Origin of the sequence: Fictibacillus sp. B-59209, assembly GCF_036216745.1 — a bacterium.
In the GTDB taxonomy this organism is placed as follows: Bacteria; Bacillota; Bacilli; order Bacillales; family Fictibacillaceae; genus Fictibacillus_C; species Fictibacillus_C marinisediminis.
Genome location: NZ_JARMMC010000014.1, coordinates 357,329 through 372,992 on the forward strand (window position 1 = coordinate 357,329; position 15,664 = coordinate 372,992).

The 15,664-nt window shown below is 45.7% G+C and carries 18 protein-coding genes; all 18 read left to right on the forward strand.

Annotated elements, in window-relative coordinates; genetic code table 11:
* Positions 1 to 12 precede the first annotated feature (12 nt).
* The 18 genes from P4361_RS10995 (at position 13) to P4361_RS11080 (ending at position 15,604) form a co-directional block, all read left to right on the forward strand.
* Entirely contained in the window at positions 13 to 876 is an 864-nt protein-coding gene (locus P4361_RS10995) for a UbiA-like polyprenyltransferase (RefSeq protein WP_082316216.1), read from the forward strand.
* Complete coding sequence (locus P4361_RS11000; protein WP_062235368.1) at positions 873 to 1,463, forward strand: UbiX family flavin prenyltransferase; 591 nt, start codon at positions 873 to 875, stop codon at positions 1,461 to 1,463. The genes P4361_RS10995 and P4361_RS11000 overlap by 4 nt, the downstream gene beginning before the upstream one ends.
* The gene (locus tag P4361_RS11005) at positions 1,463 to 2,311 is read left to right on the forward strand and encodes a menaquinone biosynthetic enzyme MqnA/MqnD family protein (protein WP_256225949.1); all 849 of its coding nucleotides are present in this window, start codon (positions 1,463 to 1,465) and stop codon (positions 2,309 to 2,311) included. The genes P4361_RS11000 and P4361_RS11005 overlap by 1 nt, the downstream gene beginning before the upstream one ends.
* Before the next feature lie 9 nt (positions 2,312 to 2,320).
* Entirely contained in the window at positions 2,321 to 3,286 is a 966-nt protein-coding gene (gene hepT / locus P4361_RS11010) for a heptaprenyl diphosphate synthase component II (RefSeq protein WP_256225948.1), read from the forward strand.
* A gap of 98 nt (positions 3,287 to 3,384) precedes the next feature.
* Positions 3,385 to 3,828 (forward strand): nucleoside-diphosphate kinase, encoded by a 444-nt coding sequence (gene ndk, locus P4361_RS11015; RefSeq protein WP_328089400.1) that lies wholly within the window; start codon positions 3,385 to 3,387, stop codon positions 3,826 to 3,828.
* A 98-nt stretch (positions 3,829 to 3,926) separates the two neighbouring features.
* The gene (locus P4361_RS11020) at positions 3,927 to 4,727 is read left to right on the forward strand and encodes a protein-glutamate O-methyltransferase CheR (protein ID WP_328089401.1); all 801 of its coding nucleotides are present in this window, start codon (positions 3,927 to 3,929) and stop codon (positions 4,725 to 4,727) included.
* A gap of 338 nt (positions 4,728 to 5,065) precedes the next feature.
* Positions 5,066 to 6,106, forward strand: coding sequence for an anthranilate phosphoribosyltransferase (trpD, locus tag P4361_RS11025; RefSeq protein ID WP_328089402.1), 1,041 nt, complete (start codon positions 5,066 to 5,068; stop codon positions 6,104 to 6,106).
* Positions 6,087 to 6,845 carry an indole-3-glycerol phosphate synthase TrpC gene (trpC, locus tag P4361_RS11030; RefSeq protein ID WP_265410320.1) on the forward strand — a complete coding sequence of 253 codons (759 nt, stop codon included), beginning with the start codon at positions 6,087 to 6,089 and terminating at the stop codon, positions 6,843 to 6,845. Before trpD ends, trpC begins: the two co-directional genes overlap by 20 nt.
* On the forward strand, positions 6,835 to 7,497 hold the full coding sequence (locus P4361_RS11035; protein WP_328089403.1) for a phosphoribosylanthranilate isomerase: 663 nt from the start codon (positions 6,835 to 6,837) through the stop codon (positions 7,495 to 7,497). Before trpC ends, P4361_RS11035 begins: the two co-directional genes overlap by 11 nt.
* Complete coding sequence (gene trpB / locus P4361_RS11040; RefSeq protein ID WP_256225943.1) at positions 7,478 to 8,686, forward strand: tryptophan synthase subunit beta; 1,209 nt, start codon at positions 7,478 to 7,480, stop codon at positions 8,684 to 8,686. Before P4361_RS11035 ends, trpB begins: the two co-directional genes overlap by 20 nt.
* The gene (gene trpA / locus P4361_RS11045) at positions 8,676 to 9,491 is read left to right on the forward strand and encodes a tryptophan synthase subunit alpha (protein WP_091004903.1); all 816 of its coding nucleotides are present in this window, start codon (positions 8,676 to 8,678) and stop codon (positions 9,489 to 9,491) included. The genes trpB and trpA overlap by 11 nt, the downstream gene beginning before the upstream one ends.
* 18 nt (positions 9,492 to 9,509) lie before the next feature.
* The gene (gene hisC / locus P4361_RS11050) at positions 9,510 to 10,622 is read left to right on the forward strand and encodes a histidinol-phosphate transaminase (protein ID WP_328089404.1); all 1,113 of its coding nucleotides are present in this window, start codon (positions 9,510 to 9,512) and stop codon (positions 10,620 to 10,622) included.
* Between the two features lie 319 nt (positions 10,623 to 10,941).
* Positions 10,942 to 12,201: a tetratricopeptide repeat protein gene (locus tag P4361_RS11055; RefSeq protein WP_328089406.1), complete on the forward strand. Its 1,260-nt coding sequence runs from the start codon at positions 10,942 to 10,944 to the stop codon at positions 12,199 to 12,201.
* A gap of 109 nt (positions 12,202 to 12,310) precedes the next feature.
* Positions 12,311 to 12,847 (forward strand): ReoY family proteolytic degradation factor, encoded by a 537-nt coding sequence (locus tag P4361_RS11060; RefSeq protein ID WP_053358065.1) that lies wholly within the window; start codon positions 12,311 to 12,313, stop codon positions 12,845 to 12,847.
* 90 nt (positions 12,848 to 12,937) lie between these two features.
* On the forward strand, positions 12,938 to 13,399 hold the full coding sequence (locus tag P4361_RS11065) for a YpiF family protein (protein WP_328089408.1): 462 nt from the start codon (positions 12,938 to 12,940) through the stop codon (positions 13,397 to 13,399).
* 134 nt (positions 13,400 to 13,533) lie between these two features.
* Positions 13,534 to 14,037, forward strand: a complete 504-nt coding sequence (locus tag P4361_RS11070; protein ID WP_062235401.1) for a ubiquinol-cytochrome c reductase iron-sulfur subunit — start codon at positions 13,534 to 13,536, stop codon at positions 14,035 to 14,037.
* Between the two features lie 3 nt (positions 14,038 to 14,040).
* Positions 14,041 to 14,712, forward strand: a complete 672-nt coding sequence (gene qcrB / locus P4361_RS11075) for a menaquinol-cytochrome c reductase cytochrome b subunit (protein WP_053358068.1) — start codon at positions 14,041 to 14,043, stop codon at positions 14,710 to 14,712.
* A 133-nt stretch (positions 14,713 to 14,845) separates the two neighbouring features.
* The gene (locus P4361_RS11080) at positions 14,846 to 15,604 is read left to right on the forward strand and encodes a menaquinol-cytochrome c reductase cytochrome b/c subunit (protein ID WP_053358069.1); all 759 of its coding nucleotides are present in this window, start codon (positions 14,846 to 14,848) and stop codon (positions 15,602 to 15,604) included.
* Positions 15,605 to 15,664: the final 60 nt, after the last annotated feature.

The following is a 15,664-nucleotide window of genomic DNA, read 5'->3' on the forward strand; positions in this document are numbered from 1 at the left end:
GAGAGATCGCTCGTGTATAAGAAATTAGCTATCATTCTTGAAATGATAAAGTTTGAACATACTTTATTTGCGCTTCCATTTGCATTTTTGGGGGCGATTCTCGGAAATGTAGTGGAAGAAGGAACTTTTCCGTCCATAACGGAATGGATCTGGATTACACTGGCGATGGTAGGCGCGAGAAGCGCTGCGATGACGCTCAACCGTGTCATCGATGCCAGGATCGACCAAAAAAATCCCAGAACGGCGACGAGGGCTATTCCTGCAAAGTTAATCAGCAAGAAAGAAGCTGTGCTGTTTATTGCCGGTTCTTTTGTTCTGCTGTTTGTAAGTGCTTCACAGCTTAACCTTCTTTCCGTATGGCTTTTGCCTCTGGCTGTATTTTTTCTAGTATTCTATTCCTATACGAAGCGTTTTACATACTTATGCCACGTCATTCTCGGTGCAACGATCGCTCTCGCCCCGCTTGGAGGATGGGTTGGAGCAACGGGAACCCTTTCTGCTGAAGCCTTTCTGCTCTATGCAGGTGTCTTGTTCTGGACGGCAGGATTCGACGTGATTTATGCCACGCAGGATGCGGATTATGACAGGAACCACGGCTTGTATTCCATTCCCTCTTATTTTGGGATTCCAAAGGCACTTTTCATCGCACGCTTTTTCCATGTCGTCAGCTTCTCGGCTTTCTTAGTTCTCGGCGCGGTCTCATCGTTCGGCTGGGTATACTTTGCCGGCGTGTTTTTATCAGGAGCGATCATGATCTATGAACACTCGATGGTTTCTCCGGAAGATCTGTCGAAGCTGAACGTTGCCTTTTTTACGATGAATGGAATCCTGAGCGTCGTTATGTTTATTTTCTCGTTGGGAGATTTGCTGCTATGAAAAATTTTGCCGTAGGAATTACGGGAGCGAGCGGAGCTGTATATGGTGTACGCCTTGTTCAGGAACTGCTGAAGGGCGGCCATAAAGTGCACCTCATGGTCACTGAAGCCGGCTGGCAGGTTTTTCACGAAGAGCTCGGATGGGATACAACAGACCGCGGCAGCATTCTTCAAGAATACTTTATACAGGGGAGCAGCGGCGAACTTCACTATCATACGCTAAGAGACTTTAAAGCTCCGATTGCTTCTGGCTCCTATCAGAACAGCGGCATGATCATCATTCCTTGTTCGATGGGTACACTGTCAGGAATCGCACACGGAGCGTCCGGCAACCTGCTTGAGAGGGCGGCGGATGTAATGCTTAAGGAGGGGCGAAAGCTCGTACTCGTGCCGCGTGAAACACCGCTAAACAGTATTCATCTGGAGAACATGCTTAAAGTATCACAGGCAGGCGGCAAGATCCTGCCTGCGATGCCTGGTTTTTATCAGCTGCCGAAGACCCTTGACGACCTTGTTGATTTCTTAGTCGGCAAAGCGCTGGACAGCCTCGGCGTGCAACATGATTTATTTAAAAGGTGGGGAGAGTAATGGCGCTCAATATCGGCGAGATTAAATATACAAACATCCTTCCTCTATTTTTCTATTTGAATAAAAAAGAGATTGAAAATACCGGAGCGGAGTTCATTCCGCAGATACCGGCTGAGCTGAACCGGAGAATGGCCAGGGGGGAAATTGACCTTGGCGGTATTTCTTCCTTTTCTTTTGGTGAAAACAGCCATCAATACAGCCTTTTCCCTAATTTATCCGTATCGACTTTCGGTAAGGTAGGATCTATTCTATTGTTCTCAAAAACAGCCATTGAAGATCTGGACGGAAAGAGCATCGCACTTACTTCAAGTTCTGCAACTTCGGTCGTTCTTTTGAAAGTGATCCTTAAAGAATTTTACGGACTTGATCCTGTCTATGAAACGATGGCACCAGACTATGATCAGATGCTGCAGAATCATTCAGCCTGCCTGCTGATCGGGGAGGATGCCATTAAAGCCGACTGGCGGCAGGAGAAAGAAATTCATGTGTATGATCTGGGGGAACTGTGGTATAAGCATACAGAGCTTCCGATGACCTATGCCGTCATGGCCGTGCGAAACGACAGCATTGAAAGAGAGCCGGCTCTTCTGGAGAAGCTCTTATTTGAAATGTCAGAGAGCAAACAAAAGACAAAGTCAGACCAATATCATGAGATGATCAGCCATATCCTGCCTGCCCATGGAGGGGAATACTCTTTTTGGGCAAACTATTTTCATGGCATCAATTATGATTTCGGGGAAAGCCATTTGAAAGGGCTGAAGCATTATTTTGAGCTGGCCCATAAGCATTCACTGATTCAGACGGTTCCCGAATTTACTTTTTTTAACTACTCCTTACAGGGCATTTAGGTGAAAGCTATGAAACTGACTGAACTCTATTCACATGTAAAAAAAGATCTGCTTCAGATTGAATCCGAGCTGGAGCAATCGATATCAGCAGACCACCCTATCTTGCAAAAGGCTGGAAGCCAGCTTCTGAAAGCTGGTGGCAAGCGAATCCGGCCTGTTTTCGTACTGCTTTCCGCACATTTCGGCGAATACGATATCCGCAGTGTGAAGAAAGTTGCTGCCGCACTGGAAACCATACATATGGCATCACTCGTCCATGATGATGTGATTGACGATGCCGAGCTGCGAAGAGGGGCAAAGACGGTTAAAGCTGAGTATGACAACAAAGTGGCGATGTATACAGGGGACTTTCTGTTTGCCAAAGCGATTGAGATGATGACCAATGTCAGCCAGATTGCAGCACATCAAGTCTTGTCCTATTCCATGAAAGAGATGTGTCTTGGTGAGATCCAGCAAATCAAAGAGCAGTTTGATCTGGATCAGAACATAAGACAATACTTGCGGCGCATCAAAAGAAAGACAGCCCTCTTGATCGCTATCAGCTGCCAGCTTGGAGCTATTGCTTCCAATGCTTCTGTTCAGCTGCAAAGACAGCTGTACCGTTTTGGCTATTCCGTTGGCATGGCTTATCAGATCACGGATGACATTCTGGATTTTACAGCAACTGAAAAAGAATTGGGCAAACCTGCAGGCGGCGACTTGAAGCAGGGAAACATTACCCTTCCTGTTTTTTATGCAATGGACCAGATACCAGAATTAAAAGGCAGTATCCAGCGTTATTATCAAACCTGGGATGAGGGTGAATTTTCCGGCATTATTGCTCAGATCAAAAAAAGCGGATCCATTCAGAAAGCTTCCATGGCTGCCCAATCCTATCTGGCAGATGCATTTGCCGCCGCCGATCAGCTTCCGGCAGGACAGGCAAGAAACAGCATGATCAAGATTGCCAAATATATTGGAAAGCGCAAATTTTAGCTCATTGCTAAATCGTACTATTTTTGATACTATTTTCTAGGGGTCACAGCTAGCTTACAAGCCCTGAACCAATACATAGAAGATAGGGGAGAACTATTATGGAAAAAACGTTTCTAATGGTAAAACCAGATGGTGTACAGCGCAATTTGATCGGAGAGATTGTTTCAAGATTCGAGAAAAAAGGATTTCAGCTTGCTGGAGCCAAATTGATGACAATCTCACGTGAGCTTGCAGAAAACCACTACGGAGAACATAAAGAGCGTCCGTTCTTTGGCGAGTTGGTAAACTTCATCACTTCTGGTCCAGTTTTGGCTATGGTATGGCAAGGAGATAACGTGATTGCTACTGCTCGTAACATGATGGGAAAAACCAATCCTTCAGAAGCAGCTGCAGGAACTGTTCGCGGAGATTTTGCCGTAAGCGTAAGCAATAACATCATTCACGGTTCTGATTCTCCTGAAAGTGCTGTTCGTGAAATTGGTCTTTTCTTCAAGGAAGAAGAACTTGTCAATTACGAAAAAGCGGTTTCTTCTTGGATTTAATGTAAGCGTTATAAACCAGCCGGCCACGGCTGGTTTTTTTATTTGGCGTGTTTAGCGTTAAGGAATATTTCTTATTTGCCGATAGTTAAAGTAACGCTATGCATAAAGGGGTAAGAAACGTGGATCAAGATTATTCAAATTTTATTAAAGACGTTCAATCTATAACATCTATTGACCTGTCACTGTATAAAGAGGCACAGATGAAGAGGCGCCTCACTGCTTTTCGTGACAAGAAGAGCTTTGAAAGTTTCTCTGTCTTTTCGAAAGCTCTTATGAAAGACCGCTGCTTGCTGGATGAATTACTTGACCGGATGACGATCAATGTTTCGGAGTTTTATCGGAATCCGGAACGATGGATGGTTTTGAAGGATAAGATCATACCAGACCTTTTAAGCAGGACGAACAAACTGAAGATCTGGAGTGCCGCATGTTCAACGGGAGAGGAGCCTTACACCCTTGCTTCGCTTTTGCAGAAAACAGGACGGAACATCACCTATTCCATTCTGGCAACGGACCTCGATGAGCTTGCGCTGCGAAGGGCAAAGGAGGGCTTATATGCTGAAACATCGATTAAGAACGTGCCTGAGTCAGTCAGGAACAGCAGTTTTCGGCAAGAAGCTGGAGGGTTTACGGTTACGGAAGCACTAAAAAAACCAATTGTGTTTAAACAGCATAACTTATTGGCAGATGCCTTTGAGAAGAGCTTTGATCTCATCGTTTGCCGTAATGTTATGATTTACTTTACAGAAGATGCAAAAGAAGCATTGTTTCATAAGTTTTCAGAGTCATTGCGCCCCGGAGGCTATCTGTTCGTGGGCAGCACGGAACAGATCTTTCACCCCGGCCGCTTTAATCTGCAGCCAAGGGAAGCTTTTCTTTATCAGAAACCGCTTGTCTAGTTCAGAAATGCACAGCCCTTTGGGTTGACAAACTGTGCGTAATGCTTTATCTTGTGTTTTAACGATTTGGATTTTCAGAATGATTTAGCCCAGAGAGCAGTTTAGTTGAGAGATGAGAATAGTTGAGAATGATGAGTGGAGCCGAGCAGAGGGTTATGAATACATAGTACCCATGCCTCTTCGTGCATGGGTTTTTTTGTACCTCTTTTTCGCCTCATTCATTCTCCATTTTTGATGGAGGTGAATAATCACAATGTTATGTCTATCTTTTTATTTATCCCCTACATGAACGGATCGTTGCTGCCTTATTACATTTATAATCTTAAGGAGGGATTGCAATGGCCGTCAAAGAACTTCTCCAAAAAGGAATTCTTGGAGAAACCTACTCACAAAAAGAAGCCTACGAAATGATGAACGAAATACTGGAAGGAAAAGTGACGGAAGTCCAGCTTTCCAGTTTGCTGACCATACTCCGGCTGCGGGGGGAAACCATCGAAGAAATCGTTGGATTCTCAACTTCAATATTGGATCATACCGTGCCGCTTCACCTGGAATATCCGCAAATCCTTGATACGTGCGGAACAGGCGGAGACGGGGCGTCAACCTTTAATATATCCACTGCGTCTTCCTTATTGCTCGCATCAACGGGCATTAAAGTTGCCAAGCACGGCAATTCAGCTGTTACATCGAAAAGCGGAAGCGCAGACGTGCTTCAGCAGCTCGGGATCGGATCAAGCGGCGATGCGTCTGAAATCGCAGAGAGTCTGGAGAAGTTCTCTCTATGTTTCCTTTTTGCGCCAAACTATCATCCGGCACTCCGGCATGCGAGCAAAACAAGAAAGGGACTGTCTTTCCGAACGGTTTTTAATATTCTCGGTCCGTTATGCAACCCGGCCCATCCAACACATCAGCTGATCGGTGCCTATAACAAGGAAACGGCAAAAAAAATGGCGCATGCGATTGCTGATTTCAAAGAGCAGAGAACCTTAGTGGTTACAGGAGCAGACGGATTGGATGAATGCTCCATATTCGCACCGACACACTTTTTCCAAGTGGATAATGGGAACGTGAACGAATTCACACTCACTCCTGAAGATGCAGGACTCCCATATGGAACTTTAGAAGAGGTGACGGTGGCCTCCAGCCAGGAGAGCGCAGCCCTGATCAAAGCAGTTCTGAGCGGTAAAGCTTCTGCTTCTGCACAAAATATCGTGATCTATAATACCGCAGCCTCTTTATATTTGACAGGAAGAGCCTCAACCATCCATGAAGGGGTTAAACTGGCACGGGACATTATTGCAACGGGGAAAGCCAGCCGCCATTTAGAAATGATTCAGAACCAAACAGGAGGATTGCCTTATGCTGCAACAAATTCTTGATCAAAAAAAGGAAGAAATCACAAAGCTTGAAAACAACTTCACTATAAAACATAACAGAAAAAAGGCATCTCTCTATGAGGCGATCAGAACATCAGAAAATGCGCCTGCGCTCATTGCTGAAGTTAAGAAAGCTTCGCCTTCAAAGGGGACGATTAAGGAGCATTACGTTCCTGCAGAGATTGCTGCTGAATATGAACAGGGAGGGGCGGCTGCAATCTCGGTGCTTACGGATCAGCGTTTTTTTCAGGGACATGCGGCAGACCTGGTCGCTGTAAAACAGATGGTCTCTCTTCCGGTCTTGAGAAAAGACTTTATTATCGACAAGCTCCAAGTGCTCGAGAGTGCTCATATCGGCGCTGATGCGATTTTGCTGATCGCAGCTGCCATGACACCGCAAAAGCTGCACGGATTGTACGAGTTTGCTCATGAGCATGATCTGGAATGCCTGGTGGAAGTTCACTCTGTAGAGGAACTGGAAGGCGTCCTGAAGCAGTTCACACCAAAGCTCGTCGGGATCAACAACAGGGATCTTCGTACGTTCAAAACGGATGTAAAACATACAGCGGCCATCGCCAGCCATATTCCAGAGAGCATATTAACCGTGAGTGAGAGCGGAATAAAAGAAACTGACGACCTCCATTACTTGCGCAGTCACAGCATCAACGCGATTTTAGTTGGCGAAACGCTCATGCGTGCTTCATCTCCGGCCGAAGGGATCAAGACGCTGTATGGCCGGTAAGACTCCGTTTCTTAAATTTTGCGGATGCCGGAGCAAGGAAGACCTGCTTCTTGTAAAAGAGTCACGCGCAGATCTGGCAGGATTTATTTTTGCCCCGAGCAAACGAAGGGTAGCTCCTGAAGATGCGGGCAAATGGGTGAGGGGAAATCAGCCGCTCAAACAACAATTAACAGGAGTATTTGTGAACCCTTCTCTTGATGAAATACAGGCGGCTTTAGTAAACGTGCCTTTAGATATCGTTCAATGCCATGGTGATGAAACTCCCGGATTTCTAAAAGAACTAAAGAAAAAAACAGGAATAACGATTTGGAAAGCCGTACGCCACGAGCCAGGCGGATGGAACAACCTGAAAGAGTTTGCCGGGGTCGCAGACGGTTATGTAATTGATGCCCGGGTAGAGGGAGCTTACGGAGGAACAGGAACAGCCTTTGACTGGGATGCTGTTCCGATGTATTTACAGGAGGCTGAACGGCAAGGTGTACCTTGTTTTATTGCAGGGGGGATTCATGCAGAAAACATTTCAAAACTGCTGAGCTATAGTCCGGACGGCATAGACATCAGCAGCGGAATTGAGGAAGACGGTAAAAAAAGCCGGAAAAAAATAAAGGATTTAGAAGGGATGATGATGCAATATGAAAACAGTATATCCTGACAGCCGGGGAAGATATGGAGAGTTTGGCGGGAAGTTTGTACCCGAGACCATCATGTTTGCTTTGGAAGACCTTGAGAAGGGTTTTAGTGAAGCGATTGAAAACGCTGAGTTCATGGAGGAACTTCAGCATGAACTGACAGATTACTCCGGCAGGCCTACACCTTTAACCTATGCAGGAAAGCTGAGTGAAAAGACCGGCGGAGCATCCATCTACCTGAAAAGAGAAGACTTGAACCACACTGGCGCCCACAAGATCAACAATGCGATCGGCCAGGCGCTGCTCGCAAAAAGGATGGGAAAGAAAAAGATCATCGCTGAAACAGGAGCAGGACAGCATGGCGTTGCGGCTGCTACTGCTGCTTCTAGGTATGGTTTGGAATGCAAAGTATATATGGGCGAGGAAGACATCCGCCGTCAGGCTCTAAACGTATTCCGCATGAAACTGCTGGGGGCGGAAGTGATTCCAGTGAGCAGCGGAACAAAAACGTTAAAGGACGCGACGAATGAAGCGATCAGGCAGTGGGTTGCATCGGTTGAAGATACTTTCTACATGATTGGATCAGCCGTGGGACCGCATCCGTATCCGAAGATCGTCAAAGAGTTTCAGAGTGTAATCGGATACGAGGCAAAAGCACAATTTGCTCAAATAAAGGAGGGAAGCCTTCCTGAGAAAGTGGTGGCCTGTGTAGGGGGCGGCAGCAATGCGATCGGTATTTTTTCAGCGTTCGTCGATGAAGATGTTTCTCTTGTCGGGGTTGAAGCGGGAGGCAAAGGACTCTTGACCGGCTTACATGCCGCGACGATGGCGAACGGGACAGCCGGTGTTATCCATGGATCACTTACGTACCTGCTTCAGTCGCAGGAAGGCCAGATCCAGGAGCCTTATTCCATCTCAGCAGGTTTGGATTATCCTGGAGTAGGACCGGAACATGCTTTCTTAAAATCAACTGAACGTGTCAAATATGAAAACATCACGGACGAGGAAGCGCTTGAGGCACTGAATCTCCTTTGCCGTGAAGAAGGCATTCTATGTGCGCTAGAGAGCGCACACGCTGTGGCACAAGCATTAAAAGAAGCACGAAGCATGAGTGCTCACGAAAACATCATCGTCTGCCTGTCCGGCAGGGGAGATAAAGACGTTCATACACTTTTTGAACAGCAGAAGGAGGAAGTCTCTCATGGGGAGTAGAATGAAAGAGTTTCAGTCAAAGAAATCGCCATTGTTCGTACCCTTTATCACAGCAGGTGATCCTTCTCCTGAGGTAACGGTTGACCTGGCTCTCGCTCTTCAAAACGAAGGGGCGGATGCACTGGAGCTGGGTATTCCATATTCTGATCCCCTTGCAGACGGACCGGTGATCCAGCGGGCTTCCAAACGGGCGCTGGAAAAAGATATGAGTTTGGAAAAAGCCATGAAGCTCGTCGCAAACATGCGCGCAGCCGGTTTAACCATTCCGGTCATTATCTTTACTTATTACAATCTTTTGTTACAATTGGGAGAACAGAAATTTTTTGAATTGGCATCACAGAACGAAATTGATGGGCTACTTGTGCCGGATTTGCCTTTTGAAGAAAGCAAAGACCTTCAGAAGTCATGTTCCGCCCATGATCTAAGCTTCATTTCTCTCGCTGCGCCCACTACTTCTCAAGGAAGGCTAAAAGAAATCGGAGAGGCTGCACAGGGTTTTCTCTATTGCATCTCTTCACTTGGTGTTACCGGGGCAAGGACTTCGTTTGCCAACGGCCTGGACCGCTTTCTGGATGAAGCGAGATCTGCGAGTTCGGTTCCGGTATTGATCGGTTTCGGCTTGTCGAGCAGAGAGCAGATGCAGCAATTTGAGGGTAAATGTGATGGTTTTATCATGGGGAGCACGATCGTATCAAAAATTGAGGAGCTGGGACCAGATCTTCTCAGGGAGGACAAGAAAAGAGAGGCGCTTCAAACGTTCTCTGACTTTCTTTCCAAACTGGTCCCGCTGAATGTTTACAGTTAACAGAAAGGAAGGGTCTTTGTGGAGGCAAAATCACAGCTGTTGAATTTAAAACCCTATCAGCCGGGAAAACCAATCGAGGAAGTGAAGCGCGAGTACGGGCTGGACAAAATCGTTAAATTGGCATCAAATGAGAATCCATACGGAAGCTCGCATTCGGTTAAGGACGCTATCGTATCAGAAGCCGCTCACTTAGGGCTGTATCCTGATGGCTACAGCGCTGAACTGCGGGAGGAGCTTTCCGAATTTTTAGGAGTAAAAAAAGGAAATTTGATTTTTGGCAATGGTTCCGACGAAGTAGTGCAGATCTTATCACGAAGCTTTCTGCATGAAGGAACGAACACGGTCATGGCAGCGAACACCTTTCCTCAGTACAAGCATAACGCTGTGATTGAAGGAGCAGAAGTTCGTGAAGTTCCGCTGCTTAACGGAGAACATGACCTGAATGAGATGCTCAAAGCGATCGACGGACAAACAAAAATCGTTTGGCTGTGCAGCCCGAATAATCCTACCGGCCATTACATTGATCAAAAATCGTTTGAAACATTTATGGCTGAAGTTCCTCCGCACGTACTCGTAGTGAGTGACGAAGCGTATTATGAATACGTTGAAGCCGAAGATTTTCCAGAGACCATCACTTATTTGGACCGATATCCGAACTTGGTGATCCTGCGGACGTTTTCTAAGGCTTACGGACTTGCTGCACTCCGGATCGGTTATGGAATCGGTGATGAGAAACTTATCACAGCCATTGAACCGGCCAGAGAGCCGTTCAACACATCACGCATTGCACAGGCAGCAGCCCGTGCTGCGATCAAAGACCAGGATTTCATCAGCACTTGCTCTGAAAGAAACAGAGAAGGGCTGCAGCAATTTTATGAATTCTGCCAGAAACGCGGATTGGATTACTATCCGTCTCAAGCGAATTTCATCCTAATTGATTTTAAGGAAGACTCAAATCTTTTGTTTCAGCATCTTCTTGAAAGAGGCTACATTGTGCGTTCTGGATCAGCACTGGGCTTTCCTACAAGCCTCAGAATAACGATCGGCGATAAGCAGCAGAACGGGGAGATCATTGAGCATCTGGAAAATTATTTGCTGATGTCAGGAAACACAGAAAAAGAAACCGTGTAAATCCATCAGAGAAGAGGGGCCTGCTCGGCCTCTTTCTTGATAAATTCAAAATTTTCGAAAAATATTGTTGATTTTTGAAGCGCTACTGCTATAATATAACTAATATGGTTTCTCTCCACTCCTATCCATATTATTGTTTTCCCTGACAGCGCTTTCAAAGTCAGGGCTTTTTTTTGTTTTCCTATACTCATATCTTTGCAGGTGCGCTCATAGCCTGTCTATATAAGGGCGAAGGCGAATCGTAGATTTTGAAGTGAACACACCCTCTCATGTATAATGAAAACAAAATAGATTGCCGTAAGAGAAGGAGTTTTTGTTATTGGAAAAGTTACAAGAAGCCATCACCCTTGTTGAAATGGGACATGTCCGTGAGGGCATGAAGCTTATCGAAATGCTTACAAAAGAAGCCGACCATCAAACACTCTATGATATTGCGAGGGTTTATGAAAACTGGGGACATCTGGAGGAAGCGATGAAGATCGTTGCTCAGTTGAGAGCTTTTTACCCGGAGGATGGCGACCTCGGCATCTTTGCCGCCGAGCTGCTCATTGAGATGGAAAAGGAAGATGAAGCTCTGGAGATGCTGGGACAGATCAGTGCATACGATGATTCTTACGTCCAATCGCTCCTATTGCAGGCTGACCTTTATTTTATGCAAGGACTCCATGAAGTTGCGGAGCAAAAGCTCCTGAAAGCCAAGCAGACCAAACCGGATGAGCCAGTTCTTGCTTTTGCTCTTGGTGAACTGTATCTTGAACGAGGCGATTTTATCAAAAGCGCTGCCTTCTTCAAGGAAGCCGAACCGATTGCGTCGACTCTTCCCGAAGGGGATCTTTACCTAAGGCTTGCCGAAGCGCTGAGCAGAGGCGGTAAGTTTGAAGAAGCTCTTGACTATTATAAAAAAGGCCTGGAATCCAAAAAAGAACTGCACAGTCTGTTTGGATACGGTTTGACCGCGTATAAAACAGGGGAGTATAAAACGGCGATATCTGCGCTTGAAGAATTAAAAGGACTGGACCCTGAGTATACGACGCTTTATCCTTTGCTTGCTTCATCCTATGAGGAAGAGGGGGCACTTGACGAGGCGATCGAGGCGATCCGGGAAGGAATCAGCAAGGATGAATTCAACGAAGACCTTAAAGTACGTGCCGCACGCCTCATGTACCGGACAGGTAACAGAGAAGAGGGCGAAAAGTATGCGAGGGAGGTTATCGCGCTCAATCCTTCAAACGCTGAAGCTGTCCTTCACTTGTCTTCCATGCTTAAAAAAGAAGAACGTTTTGCTGACATGGTCGAACTGCTCACACATGTTGCAGAGCAGGGTGACGAAACGCCGGAGATGATCTGGGATCTGGCCTTTGCATACAAAGAAGCAGAAGAATATGAACAGGCCAGAGAACAATACGAAGCGGCCTTTCCTTCCTTCACGAACCATGAAGTCTTCTTGGAAGAGTATGGCATGTTTCTGATCGAAGAAGGGGAACCTGTAAAGGCAGCCGGCATCCTGAAACAAGCCTTGTCATTGAACCCGAACCTTCACCATGTTGAAGAAATAATCAGCCGGCTGGAAGAGTACTAATCAACCCGCTTTTTTCTGTAAATATTCTTTCCGGTTAGAAGGATTTATCAAGCAGGGCAAGAATATACTAAAGTAATATACTTTGGTTAGGAATGATGGGGGGATCACAATGAGCAGCACCGTTTCTGTCCTTGAAAAGAAGGATTTTATTAAATGGTTTTTAAATCATTATCAACTAAAAAAACGTGAGTGCGTCTGGTTGTTAAACTACCTTGTCAGTGACGACCAGCTCATGGAAAAGGTTCACTTTGTGGAGAAAGCAGAGTATTGCCCTAAAGCCATTATTATGTCCGCTCAATGTACCGATGGTGTTCCATTCCGTTTTTATAAACAGAATGTCTTGACAACGGATGCAGAAAAATCATTCCACGATATCCGGCTTAACCAGGAAGAAGACATCTTTATTGAACTAAACTTTAATTCTTCAAGATTGACGCCCGAGTATGCCTCGGTACTGGAAGAAAATCCGCATCTGCCTGACAATATGGTAACAGACCGGAAATATGGACTGTGGGCAGAACTGATTCTTGACCAATCGGTATCCCAATTTAAAAAACAGAAAATACTCGTTAACATTGACCGTGCGCTGGACCAAAAAGATGAAGAAACTTTCCAGCAGCTTACCGAAGAACTTAGAAAATTGTAACCCTCTTTTTTAAAAAGAGGGTTTTATTTTGTTTTTTTTGATACGATGGAATACATATTAAACTATTTTTACATAAAAGGAGTTTCACAGATGAAATGGAGTTCAGGTGATATTAATATTTATCAGCAGTCGAAAGAGTTTGTGGATACTGTCATCATTCCCCTTCAGCCTCTTTCTTTCGGCCCTTCCATGAGGACAAGCGCAGGGATGGCTGATTATTCCCTTCTCATTGCAGAAGAGACAGAACGTCAGCTGCACGGGCGCTTGTTTCTCATGCCTTCCTTTACCTATTTGAAGCTGGAAAGTGAAGTAGCTCTCATGGCCCGGCTCCACTCATGGGTCAGTGAACTTAAGGAAGAAGGGTTCCGCCATATTTTTTTCTTGACGAGTGATGCCGATTGGAAAAAAGCTGAACATGAGCTAGAAGAAACACTCCTTTGGATGCCTGTCATACCGATGGAGACGATGGACTCGTCATATAAGGAAGAAATCGTTAAAGAACAGGTCAAACAGCTGTTTCAGATCATCCTTCATAAGTGGCAGGAAAGCTAAAAAACCAAGCACTGGAGATACATGTTCATATTGACAGTAAAAGACAACTTACGCTATCATGTTAATGTCCTAGTAATATGTGTGTAAAACAATTGTCCGGATGGACTTTATTTACAGCAAGGGGGGGAAACGAAATGTCTAAGGAAGATATCTCCAGACGCCAGTTTTTGAACTACACATTGACCGGTGTCGGAGGGTTCATGGCTGCAGGGATGCTTATGCCAATGGTGCGTTTTGCCATCGACCCCATCCTTGAAAAGGGTGCGGACCAGGATATGGTAGCGGTTACTGAAGTCAGCAAGATCGGCAAGGAACCAAAACGATTTAACTTTAAAATCAAGCAAAAAGACGGATGGTACGAATCAGAGGTCACCCAATCTGCGTGGGTCTACAAAAACGGCAAGGGCGAATTAATAGCGCTTTCACCGGTTTGCAAGCATTTGGGATGTACCATCGACTGGAACACTGATCCAAGCCACCCAAGCCAATTTTATTGTCCTTGCCACGGAGGCCGTTATGAGAAAGACGGTACGAATATTAAAGGTACACCGCCGCTTGCGCCTCTTGATGTTTATGACAGCAAGGTGAAGGACGGAAAGTTGTATCTAGGAAAGGCAAAACCACGAAAGGGGGCGTAATAGATGCTGCAAAAAATTTACGATTGGGTAGACGAGCGTTTGGATATTACGCCGCTTTGGCGCGATGTGGCTGACCATGAAGTGCCAGAGCACGTTAACCCGGCCCATCATTTTTCCGCGTTCGTTTATTGTTTCGGAGGATTAACGTTCTTTATTACGGTAATCCAAATCTTGTCTGGAATGTTCTTAACGATGTACTATGTTCCGGATATTGTGAATGCCTGGGAATCTGTATATTATCTGCAGAATCAGGTGGCATTCGGTGTCATCGTAAGAGGAATGCACCACTGGGGAGCCAGCTTGGTAATTGTTATGATGTTTTTACATACCTTGCGCGTATTTTTCCAGGGCGCTTACAAAAAACCTCGTGAATTGAACTGGGTAGTGGGAGTATTAATTTTTGGTGTTATGCTTGGACTTGGGTTCACAGGCTATTTGTTGCCATGGGATATGAAAGCGCTGTTCGCTACAAAAGTAGGGATTCAGATCGCAGAAACAATTCCTGTGATCGGACCGATCGCGAAAACATTCCTAGCAGGCGGAGAAATCATCGGAGCACAGACATTAACGCGTTTCTTTGCGATTCACGTATTCTTCCTGCCGGCTGCACTGCTCGCGCTCATGGGTGCCCACTTTATCATGATCCGCAAACAGGGTATCTCAGGTCCGCTGTAAAATTGCTTTTTTAATTGTCTTTATTTTTAAAATTGAGTGACCATTCTCTACATCAGAGATATATCTTGGCAGATAAAGCTCATCTGCGTCAGAGCAGATAAGCTTCTAGACGCTAAAAAAGGGAGGGAGAAAGATGCATCGAGGCAAAGGAATGAAGTTTGTAGGAGACTCCCGTGTTCCTGCAGAGCGCAAGCCGAACATTCCGAAGGATTACTCTGAGTATCCCGGAAAAACGGAAGCGTTTTGGCCAAACTTCCTTTTGAAAGAATGGATGGTAGGTGCCGTCTTTTTAATAGGGTATTTAATCTTAACCATTTCTCACGAATCTCCGCTGGAGCGTAAAGCAGATCCGACAGATGCAGGATATATTCCGCTTCCTGACTGGTATTTCCTATTCTTGTATCAGCTCTTGAAATACAAGTATGCTGCCGGTGATTACGTTTTAATCGGAACGATTGTTATTCCTGGACTTGCTTTCGGAGCGCTGCTGCTCGCACCATGGCTGGACAGAGGGCCGGAACGCCGTCCTTCACGCCGTCCTGTTGCTACAGGATTAATGCTGCTTGCCCTTATTTCCATTACATATTTAACATGGGAGTCCGTTGTTACCCATGACTGGGAAAAGGCGAAAGAACAGGGTAAAATCGTGGAGACCAACATCGACAAGAACGATCCCGGCTATCAAGTATTCAAAGGCCAGTCCTGTGTAGGCTGCCATGGATCAGAATTGACAGGCGGAACGGGGCCATCACTTATTGGAACCGGTTTAAAACCTGAACAGATCATGAAGATCGCCAAAGAAGGGCGAGGGGCTATGCCTGCAAACGCTTATAAAGGCAATGAAGCCGATTTGAAAAAATTGGCCACATTCATTTCAAAACTGAAAAAATAAACATCAAAAAAAGCTGGCTTGCAGAGTCGGCTTTTTTTACATCATCGGCAAGTGAGGAGA